General features: G+C 46.5%; 22 protein-coding genes. 4 read left to right on the top strand and 18 right to left on the bottom strand.

Annotated elements, in window-relative coordinates:
* Positions 1 to 50 precede the first annotated feature (50 nt).
* On the bottom strand, positions 51 to 1,898 hold the full coding sequence (locus tag Q7A_RS04500; protein ID WP_014706143.1) for a lytic transglycosylase domain-containing protein: 1,848 nt from the start codon (positions 1,896 to 1,898) through the stop codon (positions 51 to 53).
* A gap of 407 nt (positions 1,899 to 2,305) precedes the next feature.
* On the opposite strand from Q7A_RS04500, the gene Q7A_RS04495 reads away from it, so the two are divergent.
* Positions 2,306 to 2,557: a type II toxin-antitoxin system Phd/YefM family antitoxin gene (locus tag Q7A_RS04495; RefSeq protein ID WP_014706142.1), complete on the top strand. Its 252-nt coding sequence runs from the start codon at positions 2,306 to 2,308 to the stop codon at positions 2,555 to 2,557.
* Positions 2,554 to 2,808 (top strand): Txe/YoeB family addiction module toxin, encoded by a 255-nt coding sequence (locus Q7A_RS04490; RefSeq protein ID WP_014706141.1) that lies wholly within the window; start codon positions 2,554 to 2,556, stop codon positions 2,806 to 2,808. Before Q7A_RS04495 ends, Q7A_RS04490 begins: the two co-directional genes overlap by 4 nt.
* A 61-nt stretch (positions 2,809 to 2,869) precedes the next feature.
* On the opposite strand, the gene Q7A_RS04485 is transcribed toward Q7A_RS04490, so the two are convergent.
* Positions 2,870 to 3,208, bottom strand: a complete 339-nt coding sequence (locus Q7A_RS04485) for a thioredoxin family protein (protein WP_014706140.1) — start codon at positions 3,206 to 3,208, stop codon at positions 2,870 to 2,872.
* A gap of 402 nt (positions 3,209 to 3,610) precedes the next feature.
* Here Q7A_RS04485 and Q7A_RS04480 point away from each other — a divergent pair, with 402 nt between their 5' ends.
* Positions 3,611 to 4,456, top strand: a complete 846-nt coding sequence (locus tag Q7A_RS04480; RefSeq protein ID WP_014706139.1) for a DNA ligase — start codon at positions 3,611 to 3,613, stop codon at positions 4,454 to 4,456.
* 41 nt (positions 4,457 to 4,497) lie between these two features.
* Here the strand turns inward: Q7A_RS04480 and nadS are convergent, their stop codons facing one another.
* The 14 genes from nadS to Q7A_RS04415 all read right to left on the bottom strand — a co-directional run bounded on the left by nadS (position 4,498) and on the right by Q7A_RS04415 (position 12,530).
* A complete protein-coding gene (nadS, locus tag Q7A_RS04475) occupies positions 4,498 to 4,788 on the bottom strand; it encodes a NadS family protein (RefSeq protein ID WP_202971553.1) in 291 nt (96 codons plus the stop codon).
* Complete coding sequence (locus Q7A_RS04470) at positions 4,778 to 5,002, bottom strand: type II toxin-antitoxin system RelE/ParE family toxin (RefSeq protein WP_202971552.1); 225 nt, start codon at positions 5,000 to 5,002, stop codon at positions 4,778 to 4,780. Before Q7A_RS04470 ends, nadS begins: the two co-directional genes overlap by 11 nt.
* Positions 5,003 to 5,224: 222 nt before the next feature.
* On the bottom strand, positions 5,225 to 5,563 hold the full coding sequence (locus tag Q7A_RS04465; RefSeq protein WP_014706136.1) for a thioredoxin family protein: 339 nt from the start codon (positions 5,561 to 5,563) through the stop codon (positions 5,225 to 5,227).
* Between the two features lie 64 nt (positions 5,564 to 5,627).
* Positions 5,628 to 5,843, bottom strand: a complete 216-nt coding sequence (locus tag Q7A_RS04460; protein WP_041354375.1) for a TIGR02450 family Trp-rich protein — start codon at positions 5,841 to 5,843, stop codon at positions 5,628 to 5,630.
* Positions 5,844 to 5,879: 36 nt separating this feature from the next.
* Positions 5,880 to 6,146 carry a type II toxin-antitoxin system RelE family toxin gene (locus tag Q7A_RS04455; protein ID WP_041354373.1) on the bottom strand — a complete coding sequence of 89 codons (267 nt, stop codon included), beginning with the start codon at positions 6,144 to 6,146 and terminating at the stop codon, positions 5,880 to 5,882.
* A complete protein-coding gene (locus Q7A_RS04450) occupies positions 6,133 to 6,366 on the bottom strand; it encodes a hypothetical protein (RefSeq protein ID WP_014706135.1) in 234 nt (77 codons plus the stop codon). Before Q7A_RS04450 ends, Q7A_RS04455 begins: the two co-directional genes overlap by 14 nt.
* A 140-nt stretch (positions 6,367 to 6,506) precedes the next feature.
* On the bottom strand, positions 6,507 to 7,418 hold the full coding sequence (locus tag Q7A_RS04445; RefSeq protein WP_014706134.1) for a restriction endonuclease: 912 nt from the start codon (positions 7,416 to 7,418) through the stop codon (positions 6,507 to 6,509).
* Positions 7,419 to 7,540: 122 nt separating this feature from the next.
* Positions 7,541 to 7,693, bottom strand: coding sequence for a hypothetical protein (locus Q7A_RS15165; protein ID WP_014706133.1), 153 nt, complete (start codon positions 7,691 to 7,693; stop codon positions 7,541 to 7,543).
* 232 nt (positions 7,694 to 7,925) lie between these two features.
* The gene (locus Q7A_RS04440) at positions 7,926 to 8,678 is read right to left on the bottom strand and encodes a hypothetical protein (RefSeq protein ID WP_014706132.1); all 753 of its coding nucleotides are present in this window, start codon (positions 8,676 to 8,678) and stop codon (positions 7,926 to 7,928) included.
* A gap of 189 nt (positions 8,679 to 8,867) precedes the next feature.
* Complete coding sequence (locus tag Q7A_RS04435) at positions 8,868 to 9,173, bottom strand: hypothetical protein (RefSeq protein WP_041354369.1); 306 nt, start codon at positions 9,171 to 9,173, stop codon at positions 8,868 to 8,870.
* 596 nt (positions 9,174 to 9,769) lie between these two features.
* Complete coding sequence (locus Q7A_RS04430) at positions 9,770 to 10,342, bottom strand: hypothetical protein (protein WP_014706131.1); 573 nt, start codon at positions 10,340 to 10,342, stop codon at positions 9,770 to 9,772.
* A gap of 110 nt (positions 10,343 to 10,452) precedes the next feature.
* A complete protein-coding gene (locus Q7A_RS04425; protein ID WP_014706130.1) occupies positions 10,453 to 10,998 on the bottom strand; it encodes a hypothetical protein in 546 nt (181 codons plus the stop codon).
* Between the two features lie 93 nt (positions 10,999 to 11,091).
* Positions 11,092 to 12,042 (bottom strand): DUF5655 domain-containing protein, encoded by a 951-nt coding sequence (locus tag Q7A_RS04420; RefSeq protein WP_014706129.1) that lies wholly within the window; start codon positions 12,040 to 12,042, stop codon positions 11,092 to 11,094.
* A gap of 38 nt (positions 12,043 to 12,080) precedes the next feature.
* Positions 12,081 to 12,530 carry a hypothetical protein gene (locus Q7A_RS04415; RefSeq protein WP_041354367.1) on the bottom strand — a complete coding sequence of 150 codons (450 nt, stop codon included), beginning with the start codon at positions 12,528 to 12,530 and terminating at the stop codon, positions 12,081 to 12,083.
* Positions 12,531 to 12,785: 255 nt separating this feature from the next.
* On the opposite strand from Q7A_RS04415, the gene Q7A_RS04405 reads away from it, so the two are divergent.
* On the top strand, positions 12,786 to 13,751 hold the full coding sequence (locus Q7A_RS04405; RefSeq protein ID WP_014706128.1) for an integron integrase: 966 nt from the start codon (positions 12,786 to 12,788) through the stop codon (positions 13,749 to 13,751).
* 9 nt (positions 13,752 to 13,760) lie between these two features.
* Here the strand turns inward: Q7A_RS04405 and lysS are convergent, their stop codons facing one another.
* A complete protein-coding gene (gene lysS / locus Q7A_RS04400) occupies positions 13,761 to 15,260 on the bottom strand; it encodes a lysine--tRNA ligase (protein WP_014706127.1) in 1,500 nt (499 codons plus the stop codon).
* 11 nt (positions 15,261 to 15,271) lie between these two features.
* A protein-coding gene (gene prfB, locus Q7A_RS04395; RefSeq protein ID WP_202971551.1) for a peptide chain release factor 2 occupies positions 15,272 to 16,349 on the bottom strand; the annotation gives its coding sequence in 2 pieces (ribosomal slippage) (positions 15,272 to 16,294 and positions 16,296 to 16,349; 1,077 coding nt in all).
* Between the last annotated feature and the right edge of the window lie 48 nt (positions 16,350 to 16,397).

Here is a 16,397-nt window from a genome sequence, read left to right as displayed (position 1 = left end):
TTTGCTGACCCTGACCAGTGTATTTGAACACTATCAAGGCTATCTGATCGTTAACCACCGACAGAATAACAGCTTGAGATATCCGGCCATTTATCGTCTTTGATGGTCGTGTAGTGTTTCCAGAACGCATTGTCGATGGCCTGCAAGCTGGCGGCGGTGTCTTCGCGACGATATCGTGCCAAGTGTCCCGGACCGCCGTTATAAGCGGCGTAGGTTGCCTTTACCAAATTGTCTTCACCGCCGGGCTGCTCGTGCTCGCCTTTCCGGATCGCATAATCCATCATGTAATGGGTCAGAATGTCGATGCCGGCGTTCACATTGTAGTCGACCTCATCAACGAGACGCTCAAGATCGTAGACATTCCGCCAGACCCGTCCATTGATCTGCATCATGCCCACTGCGCCACCAGCTGAACGCAAAACTTGAGGTCCGTCACTTGAACGAACAAGGTGTCGCCAGCACGATTCTTTCCATGCTGTGGCACGAACCAGGGGATCGAGACGCTCTGCCATCATCTCCGGAATGTCATCATTTTTTGCCAGCCAGGCACTGGCCTGTTCTTGCAGTAAGCTGTCGACCAGCTCCAGATAGTCATTAAGATTCTCCTTTCGCGGAAATAAGCCCTTTAATGCCTCAGCTGGTGAGATGCTGTCGGCATGAGCGACCGACAACAGCCAAGCCCCTACCCGGCCAAAACCACTGGAGATTTGTCCCGTCAATTCTGCTGGTGTAAATACGGCTTCGTCTTTGGCATTAAATCCAAACAAATCGCGAAACTCCGGATCGACCTCCAGGGGCAACGGGGTAAAACTCGGCGGCGCTGCTTCGGCCAGCAGCAAGCGGGCAAGCCGGCGCAGCCCGTCACGGGTGATTTCAAAACCATACTCAGGCCCGAGGGCGTCGAGCGCTCGCAACGCGTCACCTCCCGCTATAAACGTAGCAAGCCTGAAATCAGCATCCAGACCCGGGGTCTTCAGACGTTCAAGTTCGCTCATCAATGGCCGCAAGCTATCCCATGTCGACAGGAAAAGCTCTCGAACCGGATCATATTCGGGATCATCGACCGTCAGCGCCTCGGCAATCGCGTGTCGCGCGTCCAGCAACACGGCGAGTAATTCAAGACGTAAGGCACGGGACTCCGTCGAGTAGGCAAGCGCCGATATAATAGTGGTCAGAAAGCCATCTAACTCATCTTCAAGCGTTTGCCATTGAGCTATCTCATTTTCGTCCAAACCTGGCTCAGGCGCTTGATCGTCCGGTTCAGGAGCACGAATCTGGAAAGCCAACCAGGCCCTGACGCCTGTTTCTTCAGTTTGGAGGCGGGTAATATGGGTTCGGCGAATCAGGGATTGCTCATCAATCTGATCACTCCCTTGCTCCATCATCTGCTCGATCAATCCATCAAGGCTGTTCAGTGGTCCAGCCAGATCAATTTGCACGCTCTTCATGCGCGGCAGCACCAGCGTATCAGCAATAAGCTGAACGGGTTTGCTCAAAAGGCTGGGGCTACTATCTGGGCGCGACAATACGATTGAATCAGGCACAAACTCTATGGCCTGTCCCGATGCCAAAACTTGGGGAGTCAGCTTCAATGCAATACGGCCCTGCCACGGTTTCGGCCCCCGGCAGGCACCGAGCACGTAGGCACCGGTCGTGGCAGTCAATGCCATGTCCACAGACAATTGGGCCTCCTCGGTCACTACCACCATATCGGACAACTCAACCCGGTTGCATGGGTCGTTGCTGATTGTGCTCTGGCCATTCTCATCGAATTCAAGGGCTCGACTGATCGCAGTCTGCAGATGAGCGGTTTCAGCCAGCAAAGGGATTTCAACTTCGCCCGCAGACAGCGTGTTCGAACTGTACAAGACTAAAAGCAGCCATCCAATATGTTTCATTCGATGTTCCAATGGTTAAAAGCGAGATGATTTAGGGTCAGGACCCGGCCAGATACTGCACCATAATATTATGCCGCGCTTTTTTGAGAAGTGTTATGAAATACAGCATTCAAGCATATCAGGGCTGATTGCCCTCTCAGGGTAGTGGTAGTCCATCAAATTTGAAACCAAAATCTTCGCAATCTCGCGGCGCTTCAATTCGGGTAATTCACGACTTTTAGAGCAGCATTACGAAAGATGACTTCCATTTCTTTCATGATTCATGAATACCGAAAGACTAACGCCCAGCTTACGCGTCTGTTTGGAGCTGCGAAGAAGCGGAAAACCAGTTGTCGTGCAATTGATTGATAAAACTTTTAAAGTACAGTATTCTGTACATGAACGATATATTGTACAGGATCACTCTTATGGATGCCATCAGCTACACAGCCGCTAGAACCAACCTAGCAAAAACTATGGAACAGGTCTGTGAAGACCATTCACCAGTTATTATCACCCGGAGCAAGTCGCAATCCGTGGTAATGATCTCTCTTGACGATTATGAGGCACTGCAAGAAACTACATATCTGTTGCGCGTACCAAAGAACGCTCGTCGTTTGCTGGAATCCGTTACCGAGCTGGAGCAAGGCGGCGGCCAGGAAAAGGATCTTGTTGAATGAAACTCATCTTCTCAGAAAACGCCTGGGAAGATTATCTGTACTGGCAGAAAACTGACAAAAAAATCTTGAACCGAATCAACAAGCTGATCAAGGAAACGAAAAGACAACCTTTCGACGGCATCGGCAAACCAGAAGCACTCAAACACGGCCTCGCTGGTTACTGGTCCCGCCGAATTAACGACGAGCACCGCATGGTCTACAAGGTCACGGATGATGCATTGCTCCTTGCCCAGCTCCGATACCACTACTGATTTAACACTCAAAGCAGCGGCGAAGTTAATTGCGTCCGTTACCTTAACTTGTTCGCAGCTTTTAGTTGATTTTAGAAAATAATTGGCGGACCTCGTCAGAACGTAATGGCCTCACCAAACGAGCTACTTCATTACCATCGTGCAGCAGTATCAAAGTCGGCCAAAGCTTTACCTTGAACGCACGCCCCAGCCGTTTGCCCTTTCCGTCATAGATTTTAATATGCCGTAGTCCTGGATGTTCAGTGACGACTTCTTTTATCGCCGAACTTGCAGCCTGACAATCTCCACACCAGGGCGCACCAAACTCAAGTAAAACCTCACCGGATAACTCGCTAATTTGTTCAAAGGTAAATGCTTCTTCTGCGTAATCAGAGTTAGAACCAATATCACTGGTTTTCATCTCTTTTATTCTCCACTATAAATTTCAAGAATAATCAAAAGGTTCAGGGGTTGGCCCTTTTAGTTCTAACCGGGTTTATTATGCAGCGTCAACATTAGGACAGTGCTAGGTGACGGCATTTATATCTAATCTCTTCGAGAGCAATCAACAACTTCCCCAAAGCTATCGATTCACCACGAAAAGTCAGGGTTTGCGTCAAGGGATTGTAGAGACGATGAATATTGGTATTGTTGTTTGAAAAATTTGATTGGAGTGGATCGATTCTAGAATCTATATAAACTGCTGATCCACCCTCCTCATAATTTGCGGAATTGAGCACAGTGATCAGGAACAATAAGACCTCTCGACCGATTATCAATCTACAAGTGATAACCACAACAACTGACAAGCAAGGATGCATTTATGTCAAAACTGATTCTTTTATTTTTAGCGGTTTTCTATTTCACCATTCAAGTTTTCGCCGTTGGGGCAGAGACACCACCACAGGTCCAACTGGCAAACGTTTATAACCAAGATAATGTCAGTGACGTTAGCAACTATTTGGTCAGTGAAAAATACGATGGTGTGCGAGCCATATGGACAGGCGAAGAACTGCTCACCAGGCAAGGCAACCCAATATCAGCGCCTGAATGGTTTACTGCTCCCCTTCCTGCGGTTTGGCTTGATGGAGAGCTCTGGACACGACGGCAGGATTTCGACTCTTTAAGCGGTATTGTACGAACCCAAACGCCGGACGATAACCTTTGGCGTGAAGTCAACTATATGGTGTTTGATATGCCCGACGCGGAGCTTCCTTTTGAACAGCGTTATAACAATTATTCACGCCTGATCGAACAGATAAATGCTGACCATATACAGGCCGTCAAACAACAACGTTTTGACTCCAACCATGCATTAAGTGAACACCTGCAAACGCTGGTTGAAAATGGTGCGGAAGGTTTGATGCTGCATTTAGCAACGGCGCCGCATCGCTCCAGCAGAAGCGATGCTTTATTGAAGTTAAAACCCTACTTTGATGACGAAGCTGAGGTCATTGCGCATTTACCCGGTCAAGGCAAATACACTGGCATGCTTGGGGCACTGCGAGTAAAGAATCAACAAGGCATTGAGTTTTCTATAGGCACTGGGTTCACGGATGCTGATCGCGCGAACCCTCCGCCTATCGGCAGTATCATCACTTATAAGTACCATGGTTTCACAAAAAATGACGTGCCCCGTTTTGCCAGTTTTTTGCGAATTAGGGAGTGATGAGAATTAAGGGGCGGCCGGAGTGAATTGCCTTGTCAGCGCTAAGATGCCAAGGCACGAAGCACAAGTTCCGGCTCTTTGGCGACGACATTCAAAAGCACCAGAGCGGGTCCTTGCGGGGTACGATCACCACGTTCCCAGTGGCGGAGAGTACTGACACTTATACCGAACGCCGACGCAAATTCGTTTTGTGACATACCGACTTTAGTCCGAATCTTCTTTACATCCAGCGGGCTAAACTCGTGTACCACGGCTTTACTGGACTTGCCTTTAGAAAACTCTACCGCCTCAGTCAAACCCTGTTTAATACTTGAAAATGCATTAGTCATCATTGCCACCATAGTGCTTACGTAAAAGACTGGTGAATTTTGCAAGTTGATTTCGCTCGGACTTGCTCAGATTCGCTTTTTCACCTTTGCCGAATACAGTTAATAAAAACAGCGGCATCGTGCCATTGTGGTAGAAGTAAATAATGCGAACCCCACCACTTTTACCTTTTCCTTGGGCAGACCATCGTAACTTCCTAATTCCACCCGTGCCCTGCATGAGGTCGCCAGATTTGGGGATGGAAAGCCAAATAATTGATAATGCTTACCTTCTCTTCGTCGCTAAGAAGACCCAATGCACGTTTCAGGAATTCAGGTAGCTCTACGATCGTCTGCATGAAACAAAATGGTAATCCATTGGATTACCCATTGTCAAGACTGCCTAACGTTTTAAGCAGCGGTACAGTTGGCTATGTCCGATGTCTTAACGTGTTAGCCGCCTTTAGTTGAGTTTCAACATTAATTGGCGAACCTCGTCAGAACGTAATGGCCTCACGAGACGAGCCACTTCAGTCCCATCGTGCAGCAGTATCAACGTAGGCCAAAGCTTTACCTTAAACGCACGCCCCAGTCGTTTGCCCTTTCCGTCATAGATTTTGATATGACGCAGTTCTGAATGTTCATTCACGACCTCGTTTATCGCTGAACTTGCAGCCTGACAATGCCCACACCATGGGGCACCAAACTCAAGTAAAACGTCACCGGATAACTTGCTAATCTGTTCAAAGGTAAATGCTTCTTCTGCGTAATCAGAGGTGGAACCACTATCGCTGGTTTTCATCCCTTTTACTCCCCACTAAAATCAAAAGCTTCGGCGCCTGACACTTTTGATTCACTGCCAATCGCTATTTCCAACCCTGAATCCACTTGTCCTGGTTTTTGAGTTCCGTCCAGTCTATTGAATATCGCTTTTTAGAAATAATTGCTTCCAATTTGCATGACGTCACCGAGCCATCCTCGTCAAACTCGATGTCTGATACCAGAAAATGTTTTTCTCGATTTACCGGATTCACCGCCGTCCATTTACTGTTAGGTAGCTTAGCTGGGTTTATTCGATTCATATAAATGCCTGGTGACAAAAATCAAATACTTTGACCCTATTGATTTCGCTTATAAACATGCTTTCGATGGCCAACCTTCACCACCGTTACGACAAGAAGTTCATCTGCCACTTCATATATGATTCGGTACAAGCCCTGTCGGATCCGATAGCGCTCTTGCCCTGAAAGCTTTTCGCTGCCGACTGGGCGGGGATTCTCCTGCAATTGCTCCATGCACTGAAGAATACGGGCAACATCTTTGTTTGGGATTAGCCTAAGATCCTTGGAGACAGACTTCTTAAAGACAAGCTTATAGTTTGCCATGAGCCTTCAAATCGTCCAGCAAAGCCTCATAACTCATTGTTGGTTCGGAAACCCGTTCCTCGAATGCCGCCAAATCTTCCTGATCCTCAGCCAATGCCGCACGAACAGCATCGTTAACGATATCTGATAAGGAACGATGCGTATGTGCGGCCTTCAGACGAAGCGCGGCGTGTAACTGAGGGTCAAAATAAACCGTAGAACGCTTTGATATCTCGCTCATGACATTCTCCAAACAATGAGGCTCTTAGACATCATAGCGTCACAACATCAAAACATCAATCTATGTCCAACTAACGCCCGGCTCACGCGCCGGTTTGGAGCTGCGCAGCGGCGGAAAACCGGTCGCTGTGCAGCCGATTGTTAAGTTCTCTTCGCAAGCAGCCAACCTATCAAACCTGCGTTTATTACTAAATCGGCTACTCTTGAAATATCCCACACAGCAACCCTTGGATCATCTATGTTCAGGTTCTCGAGATTTCCTGAAAAGGTATGAAAGACAAAATACATCTCGTCATACTGATGGTGTTGGTTGAATATTTCGCGGTAGCTTTGGATTTGATTCGCTGTTGTGGTGGACTTTACCTGGACGAACGCGCGCTTCTGCGTAACAGGAGAAAAGACGTCAAGATCGATATCCTTTTCTGTCTTTCCTAGCACTGATATCCGCTGCCAACCGGACTGGGAAAAAATCAAGTCAATGAGTAGTTCAAAGTCATTCCACCACAGCCCTTTGATAAGGTTTTCAATATTAACCTTCAAAGCTGCCAAAGCTTCTTTCGTTGACTGAATTTCAGGCTGAACTTCGCCGTTAATTTTTCTCAGCAGATATTCTGGAAGCTCGACCCCGCAAATAGTGCCACGATACCCCTGAACCTTCGTAATTCTGCCATCGATATTCTCGATGGAAAGGGGGCTTCCTTTCTTATCGTAACAACTCCAGGAGCCTATGACGTTTCTGATTCTACTGCCATCCTCGAGTTCGTGAACTTCTTTATGAGCATGGCACCAGTACAGCCTTCTCTGGTAAAACGTAATCCAGATATCTGATTCTGAAAGCTCATAAAAATCACGAATCTGATTCAAGTCGCGGCTCGCCGCACCTTGATTTCCATTTCTAGCAGAAAGCCAAAAATTGCGAACAGTATCCCATTCACCACTTAACGATTCCTGATGGTGTGGGCTTTCGTACCCGAGTCTAAGCGTCTGCTGTTCTTCGATGCAGTGGCGTTCCCACTTCCCGCCGTCGCCTAGCTTTATGTATCGAATCTTCACGGAACTCCCAAGAACTTAACGCCAACAGCACGCGCGGCTGCGAAATGGAGGCGAAGCCGCAATGTAGTAGACGTCGCCGTGACTGTGATTGTTAGGCTCAATTACCGGTTTTGCGCCGATGATTAATCGACAAAACCGAAATAGTGGCCAACACCCAGAACGGTTTCCACAAATTTCTTGGCTGTAGCACGATCCATAATCACAGATTTGCCATCGACATTCAGATAAATACTATCCTCGTCATAGAATGAAGAGCGGCCAAACTCAATATCCATTTTTTCTTTCCCGCCCTGACATTTTACCGTTTCTTCAAAAACATGGTTGTCGCTATAACTCAAACCCTTCTTGTAAAGTGACGACTTTTGATCGTCAGATATGAACGTTGGGCTTCTGGCCTAACGCCAGCATCAGCCGGCGCGCTATTCGCGCGCGCGGCTGAATGCCATCGTTAGGCGATTGATCGTGTGTTGATTCTTTGCCTGGAAAAATAATTTCAACCAGACCCCTTTAATTCTTTAATTGCAGGGTGCGAAACGCCGCTTCGATGAATAACGCCTGGTTGAGAAACGGATTTTTACTGAATAGGTCGCCGGATGTCACTCGATCAATCAGTGACTGGCGCGGATTGCTAGTGTCTGTATTGGGTAAGTTAGCTGATGATTGGGGAATAAACTTGCCTGCATTCTCACTTGGCTCATGCACTAAATAGATTGTACCTGAAGCAATAGCGGCTTGGCGTCGTCGGTCACTGGCAAGTAACCCGGCTGCCAGTTCAACATCATCAGCATCGAGGTTGTTCTCTACAGCATAATCATACGCAGCTTCCAACGCTTCTCTGTCGCTTTCCGATAAAAAATCAAAGACATTTCCACTATCAGATGAAGGGTTAGGTCTTGGTATCGTTTCACGAATGTTGTGTTCTTGCTGCAAGGCATTTCTCAACGCTTGGCCATCTATACCAATTTCGGTATTGGCTGTTACCATGCTAACGGCTTGGTCAAGCAACGCTTGGCCTCTTGCTATGGGAAGGTAACTGGGCCCAAGTTCTTGGCGTAAAAACTCGTTCGCGCCTTGCACCAATAGGCTTATAGAATGACCTCGGGCGCTAATCTGCAGGGCTGGATTAGTAGTATTGCTGATCCGAGAGCCGGAGCTGCTTGTATTCTCTGAATTCGTTATATCCTTGGAATTAGCAACGGAGGTATCCGACTGCAATGCGCTTTGGGCTGAGCTGTTAATAAATCCAGTGATGATATTCATGCTGCATTTCCTCCTTATGACAAAGGGGGTAATCTGTCATATTGTATTACATCAGTAGCTGTAATCCACTCTTACTGTATCCGCTGTACGGATAGTTGAATACGCTGGATACGCTCCTCCGACTAAAGTAAATCGTAAATGGAAAGTGCCACGGGCGTTAAACCCGTCAAATGCATCTGAATTGTCATTTTACGCAGCTGATATATCGATACAAAGAAAATCAGAGGATGAGTATTGTTTTCGGTAACACAATTCGACTTCTTCAGACGTATGGCCGTTAGGAATGGTATTCCAATCCCAGGAAACGTCTGTAATTTCAGCGTCCCTTCTGGGGACAGAAGACGGCGGGTTAAATGGAGTGGTTGCATAACCTCCAGAAAAATAAATTGTGTAACCTAACCGCGTGTGCTCCCAGAAATCATCCGCCGCATGTACTGCTGATGACAATAAAGCGAATATGACAGCCATTCCAGTAAGTATGCTCTTGATCTTCATAGCAGTTCTCCAATTGTATTGATCTATTCATTAGCTCCCCAATGCGCGGGGCGCAACCACATAAAAACAGTAACTTAAGTCAAGTTACTTGGAAGTCAACTACCGCTGTTCGTTGCGCATTAGGCCTCCAAGATATTGGATGCACAACGCCGAATAAGTGTCAAGCGAAATCAGAAACTGCCTCCTGGCGACATCCGGAATTGACCTCTCAGTTCACACGGGTTGTTTTTTTGATGTCCGCAGTGGCCACGGCCTTGATCAGCCCGGATCGCCGCTTCAAGAATAGGAAGTCCAACCGCCTATGCGAAAATATCCCCCTGATCTGGAGTGCCGTCAAGACTCGGTTTAAGCCCTTCTGACCACCGAAGAGCGATGATGGAGAAGAAATTGGCCGCTGGCAGCCGCATCTTCCCAAAGGCCGATCCCAGGCACTGATTGTCCCAGCAACCCTGCTATCCTTGCGCGTTTTGAGTGATATTGGTGCCAGGCTCGATTTATTTTACGCCTAACGCCCAGCTCACTGGCGGAGCAAGCTGGCGCGTGTTTTTGCGAAAGCAAAAAGCGCGACAGTTTGCGGAGTCCAGTGCAGCTGTTTGTTATGCTTTTATTTCGTCGATTTTCGCTTTTGCCTGCTTGATGAGGTTTTTGACTTTTTCTAAATCTTCGATATTAAAGTAAGTAGCAACACCGCCAATATTTCCGCTCGTTACAGCCGCCATAATTTTATCTCCAGAGCTAAATGTTGATATTTTCAAGTCGCCTCTAGTCGAATAATCCGCTTGAAAGTCTTCAAGCTTAGTTACACTGGCCTTTACTTTGGAAATGTATTCAATGCCCTTTATCAGGGAATCAATCTCATCATAATCTATAAAAGATGTATGCTTTTTGTCGTAACGGCCATCCTCTTTAAAAGATTCAATGGTTATTCCGTATTGTTTTTTGCCATCAGTTACGTTCGTGAACTCTTTGGCTTCAATATTGACTGAGGTGCTGTATAAACCCTGAGCTGATCCTATTTTGTGAAACCCCCGAATAATAACCGCGCCAGTTTTGGCGCTAAACTGTTCCAGTTTTGTTTTGGCCTGTGGCACAGCGTCCTTAAGGTTTTGCGCTAAAGCAGGCATTGAAACCAACACACATAAAGATGCGGCAACTAATAGTTTTCTCATATAATCCTCCTTGAGGGGTTGTTTATGATTGATAGCATAACGCCTACATTTGCGGCCGGTTTGGAGCGCAGCGGAAAATCAGTCCGCCAACATGTACTTGTTAGGCAATTTCATTCACTCCACTTAGCCTTTATATGTTTGCCAGTGCCCTTTCCAAAGCTCTTTCGATCGAGCATTTTTGCCTTAAACTCGAAGTCCTTGCTGATTTTCACGATAAGAAGTTTGCTAAAGTTACCGGCCCTCTTCACTAGCACGCCATTATTGGATTTAAATGGGCTAATTGTTTTTATTTCGACGAAATCGTTTCCCAATTTTCCATCGGAGCCTCGTGTATAAGGCTTATGCCTTTTGATTCCGTATTTAGCTTCACCGTATAGCTCGCCAAGCTCTCCATAAATTGGCAGATGCCGACCTGTGACTTCGAAGTAATTTCGGGCGGTTTCAACCAGTTCATCTAGCAACTTCCAAAGCTCTAGAGTTGTTGGGTTCTTTGGTTCACTATCAGAATCCCAGCCCGCTTCATCGTCAATAAACTCCTCGATGTTATCCCAGTCGCCATGCTCCCAAGGGTTATAGCCACAGGCAGCAGCGTCCGCTATCTGCTCTGGGCTAAAGCCCTCATTATGCATATCGTGCAGAAAGTCCCAGTCGCTCATATGTTCCTCTTGCCTAACGCCCGCAATAAACGGCGCGAGGAACGAGCGTCCGGCGACCGAAGGGAGCGAATTTAATTGCTTTGTTAGAAGCCATTAGCCACCGACCTTGTTATACGCCATGGCGATGAATTCCTTGACTGGTTCAAACTCGGATTCAGATGATACTGTGAATTCAACATCGCCCGTACCATAGTGGCCAATTGCAGTCACATCCCGGTAATTCGGTGTTCCATCTGGAACATCAGACGGCTTCAGCTTGAGAAAAAGTTTGATGTTCTTGCCTTTGACCTCCATACAGGCAATGTTTTGGGAGACTTTATAAGCGACATAAAACTTCTTCGGAACCTCTTCGATAGACTCATCCAAGCCGAGGATGAATTCACGAATCGTTGCCGTTAACTCCCGAATTTCTTCACTCTTGCCTTCAAGCCTTTCATCAAATGTATAGATCGCAGTAGCGCGAGTCAGGGCAGCTTTCTTACCTGCCTCAACCATAACAGGGTTTTTATACCCGTTCTCAGTCGGTATCGCCGTGGCAGATGTAGCCGCTGACTTAGAAGCGTGAAAAACCTCCTCAAGATATATTGAGTCGTTGGAAAACAATCGATATTTCCATAACTCGATATTCGCGCCCATGACTTGCACAGCGTGCAAGTCATATTTCTTATAGTTGGGAGCTATGCAAATTACCCTGACGTCTGACCAATCAACTTTGACATCGCTACCAAGCCGCTTCTGTACGGCGATCTCGAAATCACCTTTGTGGTCTTGAATCCAGTGCAGATAGAAAAGACTTTGGTTGATCAGTTCCGATGATTCGACTTTTTTGTATTCGATGATGACGGGATTATCTTCTTCTGATAGAGCAAGGCTATCAATCCGGCCTGCGTGCTGGGCACCAGTTGAAAATTCACTGGCAACAAATCGGCAATTGAAAACCGTTTCGAGATTCTTCTCGATCAGCATTTGCAAGTCCTTTTCCAAGGAAAAGTTCTTCTGCTCTACGGCAGATAGCTTATCCCCTGAAATATCAAATATCGGCACTTGATGATTACTCCGTAGTTTCTTTGGCTTCTAACGCCTCACTCAGCCGACGCGTTAGCGGTCGGCTGGAGTGAATTGTTAGGCTTTTGTCTGTCTTGCATGTGAATTTCAGCAAACACTGGGGTTGATTCGAAAAAGCTTCTCTTTAGATCACTTTCCTTTGTTGATGATATGAATCGAGCATGAAGGCTGCTACCTTCTGGTAGGCTATAATATTGCTGAGCTAGCATGCCGAATATTTTCTGTACTAATACTTCTTCAGTTACACCATAAAAGTGCAATTCAATTCCTTGCGATATAGGATTAAAGAACACATATTGTTTTTTTGTACAATCATTCACGTCACTACACTTTCCAAAATCAATCAGAATCTTATTTGCAGCGTTAATTGCTTCACGAGAATATTGATCGAAGGAACGATTTTCTCCAGCAAAAGCGTTGAACGAAATAATCGCTGTAATCAATGACGTAATAATTGTCTGCTTCATTGGAAATCTCAGTATCTAGAATTGAAAGCCTAACAGCATGTTAATGAGGCCGTTGGCCTCATAATAATTATTAGCGGGCGGCCTTTTAATTCGGACGCAAGAAAATGTGAACTATATAAACTTTTGAATATATTGATAATTTTATGGGGAATTAAAATGTTACATTTAAAAAAAGGCGCATGGCCCGATAATTCGTGATTAATCGGGCCAGTCAGATAAGTTTGATTTGTCAGTATCAAGGATGAGGCTGCTTCCATGACCCAATCTCCATTTCTTAAATCCATTGCAGATTTTATGATGGTGCGAAATTACAGCCGTCGTACCATCGATTCGTATGTTTACTGGATTAAATATTTCATAGTTTTCAATGGTAAGCAACATCCCTCACAATTAGGTGATGTTGCGATTGAACGTTTTCTGACTCATCTTGCTGTGAATCGCCAAGTTGCACAGTCGACCCAAGCAATAGCACTCAATGCCATTGTTTTTCTGAAAACAAAGTTTCTGAATCAAGAAGTAGGTAATGTTTCAGCTTTTTCCCGTGCTTCACGACAACGAAAATTGCCAGTAGTCTTAACAAAAGACGAAGTCAGTGCACTTTTACAAACTGTTTCGGGCATTCAAAAGCTGATGTTGTCGATACTTTATGGTTCAGGTTTACGCAGGATCGAGCTTGTTCGTTTAAGAGTGAAGGATATTGATTTTGATATGTATCAAATTCAAGTTTGGAATGGCAAAGGTGGCAAACATCGACTAGTTACTTTGGCAATTGAATTACTGGAACCATTGAAAAATCAGGTTAATCGAGTTAATCAATTATTATTGGAGGACAAGCTAGTTAAAGGTTATTCAGGTACATCATTGCCTAATGCTTTGGAAAGGAAGTATCCAAATGCCTCCTTTCAGTTAGGTTGGCAGTATGTTTTTCCTTCAACCAGGCTGGCAATTGATCCATTTTCTGGAAAACTGAAACGCCACCACTTTGATGAAAGTGCGGTGAACAAGCTAGTCAGACAAGCTGCCACAAAAGCTGGAATAAAAAAACAAGTGACAACACATACGCTTCGTCACTCCTTCGCAACACACTTGCTGCAATCCGGTGCCGATATTCGCACGGTTCAACAACAATTAGGACATGCCGATGTGAAAACAACTGAGATTTATACGCATGTACTCAAACAAGGTGCTCATGGAGTAAAAAGCCCATTGAGCACCCTGTAAGCTTGTTAATTATTCCGGCCGCATATGCGGAAACAACAAAACATCTCTGATTGAAGGTGAGTCAGTCAACAACATTACCAGACGATCAATACCAATCCCTTCACCGGCGGTTGGGGGCATACCGTATTCAAGTGCACGGATATAGTCAGCGTCGTAATGCATGGCTTCGATATCACCGGCATCTTTTTCGGCGACCTGGGCTTTGAAGCGTTCGGCCTGGTCTTCGGCGTCGTTTAACTCCGAAAAGCCATTGGCGATTTCTCGGCCACCGACGAAGAATTCAAATCGGTCGGTGACAAATGGGTCGTTATCACTGCGTCTTGCCAATGGGGAGACTTCGGTTGGGTAGGCAGTAATAAAGGTCGGTTGCATCAGTTGATGTTCGACGGTTTTTTCGAAGATTTCGATTTGGACTTTGCCAAGACCGTAGCTGTCTTTTAATGGAATTCCCAGGCCCAGGGCGACTTCTCTGGCGGCTTCGATGCTGTCGAGTTGTTCGGCTTTCAGATCCGGGTTGAAATGCAGGATGGAATCTTTAACGGTCATGCGATCAAACGGCTGGGCAAAATCAATATCCAGACCTTGATAATGTACCTGGCTGCTGCCGAGTACATTCTGGGTCACGGTACGCAGCATATCTTCGGTGAGATCCATTAGATCATTAAAATCGGCATAGGCCTGATAAAACTCGACCATGGTGAATTCAGGATTATGACGAGTGGACAGACCTTCGTTACGGAAATTACGGTTGATTTCAAATACCCGTTCAAAGCCACCGACAATCAGTCGTTTCAGATACAGTTCCGGTGCGATACGCAGGAACAGGTCCATATCCAATGCATTGTGATACGTGGTGAACGGTCTGGCTGTGGCGCCGCCGGGAATGGCTTGCATCATTGGGGTTTCGACTTCGAGGTAGTCTTTGTCCATCAGGTAACGACGTATGCCATCAATCACTTTGGTACGAATCCGGAAAGTTTCGCGGCTGGCTTCGTTCATGATCAGATCGACATAACGCTGGCGGTAGCGGGTTTCCATATCTGACAGACCGTGGAATTTTTCTGGTAATGGACGCAGTGATTTGGTCAGTAATTGCACGCTCTCAACACGTACGGATAATTCATCTTTTTGGGTACGAAATAAAATACCTTCGGCACCCACGATGTCGCCCAAATCCCAGGTTTTAAAGTTGGCATAAAAGCCTTCTGGTAAATTATCGCGTGCTACATAGATCTGTATATCGCCCGACATATCGCGTAGCGTTGCAAAGCTGGCTTTGCCCATGACACGCTGTGTCATCATTCGGCCCGCAATTTTGACACGGCGTGGATTTTCTTTGAGCTTTTCAGCATCCCATTCAGCGTATTCAGCCTGAAGTTCGCCGTTCATCACATTGCGGCGAAAATCGTTCGGAAAAGCATTGCCCTGCGCCCGGATCTCGGTGAGTTTTTCACGGCGCTGGGCTATCAGTCGGTTTTCGTCGAGTTCTATTTCTATTTCGTTGCTCATAGGTTTTCCGTTTATAAGCCTGATTTAAGTGAGGCTTCAATGAATTGATCCAGATCGCCATCCAGAACAGCCTGCGTGTTTCCGGTTTCGACACCGGTACGTAAATCTTTGATGCGTGATTGGTCGAGTACATAGGAGCGGATTTGACTGCCCCAGCCGATATCCGATTTGGATTCTTCAGCGGCTTGTTTGACTTCGTTTTGCTTTTGTAATTCCAGCTCATACAGTTTGGCGCGTAACTGGTTCATCGCCTGGTCACGGTTTTTATGCTGTGAGCGTTCCATCTGACATTGCACCACGGTGTTGGTGGGTACGTGAGTAATACGTACCGCTGAGTCGGTGGTGTTAACGTGCTGACCACCTGCACCACTTGAGCGGTAAGTATCAATACGTAAATCAGACGGGTTGATATCGATTTCAATGGTGTCATCAACTTCCGGATAAACAAACACCGAGGCAAAGGAGGTATGGCGACGGGCACCGGAGTCGAACGGTGATTTACGTACCAGACGATGTACACCGGTTTCGGTGCGCAACATGCCAAAAGCATATTCGCCTTCAAAGCGAACGGTGGCGCTCTTGATACCGGCGACCTCACCTTCGGAGACTTCCATCAGCGTGACTTTGTAACCCTGAGCTTCGCCCCAACGCAGATACATACGCAGAATAATATTGGCCCAGTCTTGTGCTTCAGTACCACCCGAGCCGGATTGGATATCGAGATAGGCGCTGTTGGCGTCAAGTTTGCCGGAGAACATGCGTTGGAATTCGAGTTTTTCCAGACCTTTTTCCAATGCATCCAAATCGGCATTTACGGCATTAAAGGTGTCTTCGTCGTTTTCTTCTACAGCGAGTTCAAGCAGGTCTTTGGCATCATCCAGTACTTCGCTGTGCGAAGACAGCGTTTTGACAATACGCTCGAGACTTGAGCGCTCCTGTCCGAGTTTCTGGGCGTTTTCCGGCTCATTCCAGACATTGGGATCTTCCAGCTCACGGGTGACTTCGACTAAGCGTTCTGCCTTAGTATCGAAGTCAAAGATACCCCCTGAGATCGTCACTGCGATCACGGAGAGTTTTAATTCGTTGCATCGTCGCGCCGAGTTCCACGCTAGTACCTCATTGAAATTAGTTTAAAAG

This window comes from Methylophaga nitratireducenticrescens (genome assembly GCF_000260985.4).
Classification (GTDB): domain Bacteria; phylum Pseudomonadota; class Gammaproteobacteria; order Nitrosococcales; family Methylophagaceae; genus Methylophaga; species Methylophaga nitratireducenticrescens.
The sequence above is the reverse complement of the archived record's forward strand: the minus strand, read 5'-3'. Positions and strand labels throughout refer to the sequence as shown.

Excerpts from the sequence above, each read along its gene's own strand:
- Q7A_RS04455 (WP_041354373.1), bottom strand. The coding sequence starts at position 6,146 with ATGGCAAACTATAAGCTTGTCTTTAAGAAGTCTGTCTCCAAGGATCTT.
- Q7A_RS04500 (WP_014706143.1), bottom strand. The coding sequence starts at position 1,898 with ATGAAACATATTGGATGGCTGCTTTTAGTCTTGTACAGTTCGAACACG.
- Q7A_RS04490 (WP_014706141.1), top strand. The coding sequence starts at position 2,554 with ATGAAACTCATCTTCTCAGAAAACGCCTGGGAAGATTATCTGTACTGG.
- Q7A_RS04460 (WP_041354375.1), bottom strand. The coding sequence starts at position 5,843 with ATGAATCGAATAAACCCAGCTAAGCTACCTAACAGTAAATGGACGGCG.
- Q7A_RS04465 (WP_014706136.1), bottom strand. The coding sequence starts at position 5,563 with ATGAAAACCAGCGATAGTGGTTCCACCTCTGATTACGCAGAAGAAGCA.
- Q7A_RS04430 (WP_014706131.1), bottom strand. The coding sequence starts at position 10,342 with ATGAGAAAACTATTAGTTGCCGCATCTTTATGTGTGTTGGTTTCAATG.
- Q7A_RS04470 (WP_202971552.1), bottom strand. The coding sequence starts at position 5,002 with ATGCAGGGCACGGGTGGAATTAGGAAGTTACGATGGTCTGCCCAAGGA.
- Q7A_RS04425 (WP_014706130.1), bottom strand. The coding sequence starts at position 10,998 with ATGAGCGACTGGGACTTTCTGCACGATATGCATAATGAGGGCTTTAGC.
- nadS (WP_202971553.1), bottom strand. The coding sequence starts at position 4,788 with ATGATGACTAATGCATTTTCAAGTATTAAACAGGGTTTGACTGAGGCG.
- Q7A_RS04485 (WP_014706140.1), bottom strand. The coding sequence starts at position 3,208 with ATGAAAACCAGTGATATTGGTTCTAACTCTGATTACGCAGAAGAAGCA.
- Q7A_RS04495 (WP_014706142.1), top strand. The coding sequence starts at position 2,306 with ATGGATGCCATCAGCTACACAGCCGCTAGAACCAACCTAGCAAAAACT.
- Q7A_RS04440 (WP_014706132.1), bottom strand. The coding sequence starts at position 8,678 with ATGAATATCATCACTGGATTTATTAACAGCTCAGCCCAAAGCGCATTG.
- Q7A_RS04435 (WP_041354369.1), bottom strand. The coding sequence starts at position 9,173 with ATGAAGATCAAGAGCATACTTACTGGAATGGCTGTCATATTCGCTTTA.
- Q7A_RS04480 (WP_014706139.1), top strand. The coding sequence starts at position 3,611 with ATGTCAAAACTGATTCTTTTATTTTTAGCGGTTTTCTATTTCACCATT.
- lysS (WP_014706127.1), bottom strand. The coding sequence starts at position 15,260 with ATGAGCAACGAAATAGAAATAGAACTCGACGAAAACCGACTGATAGCC.
- Q7A_RS04450 (WP_014706135.1), bottom strand. The coding sequence starts at position 6,366 with ATGAGCGAGATATCAAAGCGTTCTACGGTTTATTTTGACCCTCAGTTA.
- Q7A_RS15165 (WP_014706133.1), bottom strand. The coding sequence starts at position 7,693 with ATGGATATTGAGTTTGGCCGCTCTTCATTCTATGACGAGGATAGTATT.
- Q7A_RS04415 (WP_041354367.1), bottom strand. The coding sequence starts at position 12,530 with ATGAAGCAGACAATTATTACGTCATTGATTACAGCGATTATTTCGTTC.
- Q7A_RS04405 (WP_014706128.1), top strand. The coding sequence starts at position 12,786 with ATGACCCAATCTCCATTTCTTAAATCCATTGCAGATTTTATGATGGTG.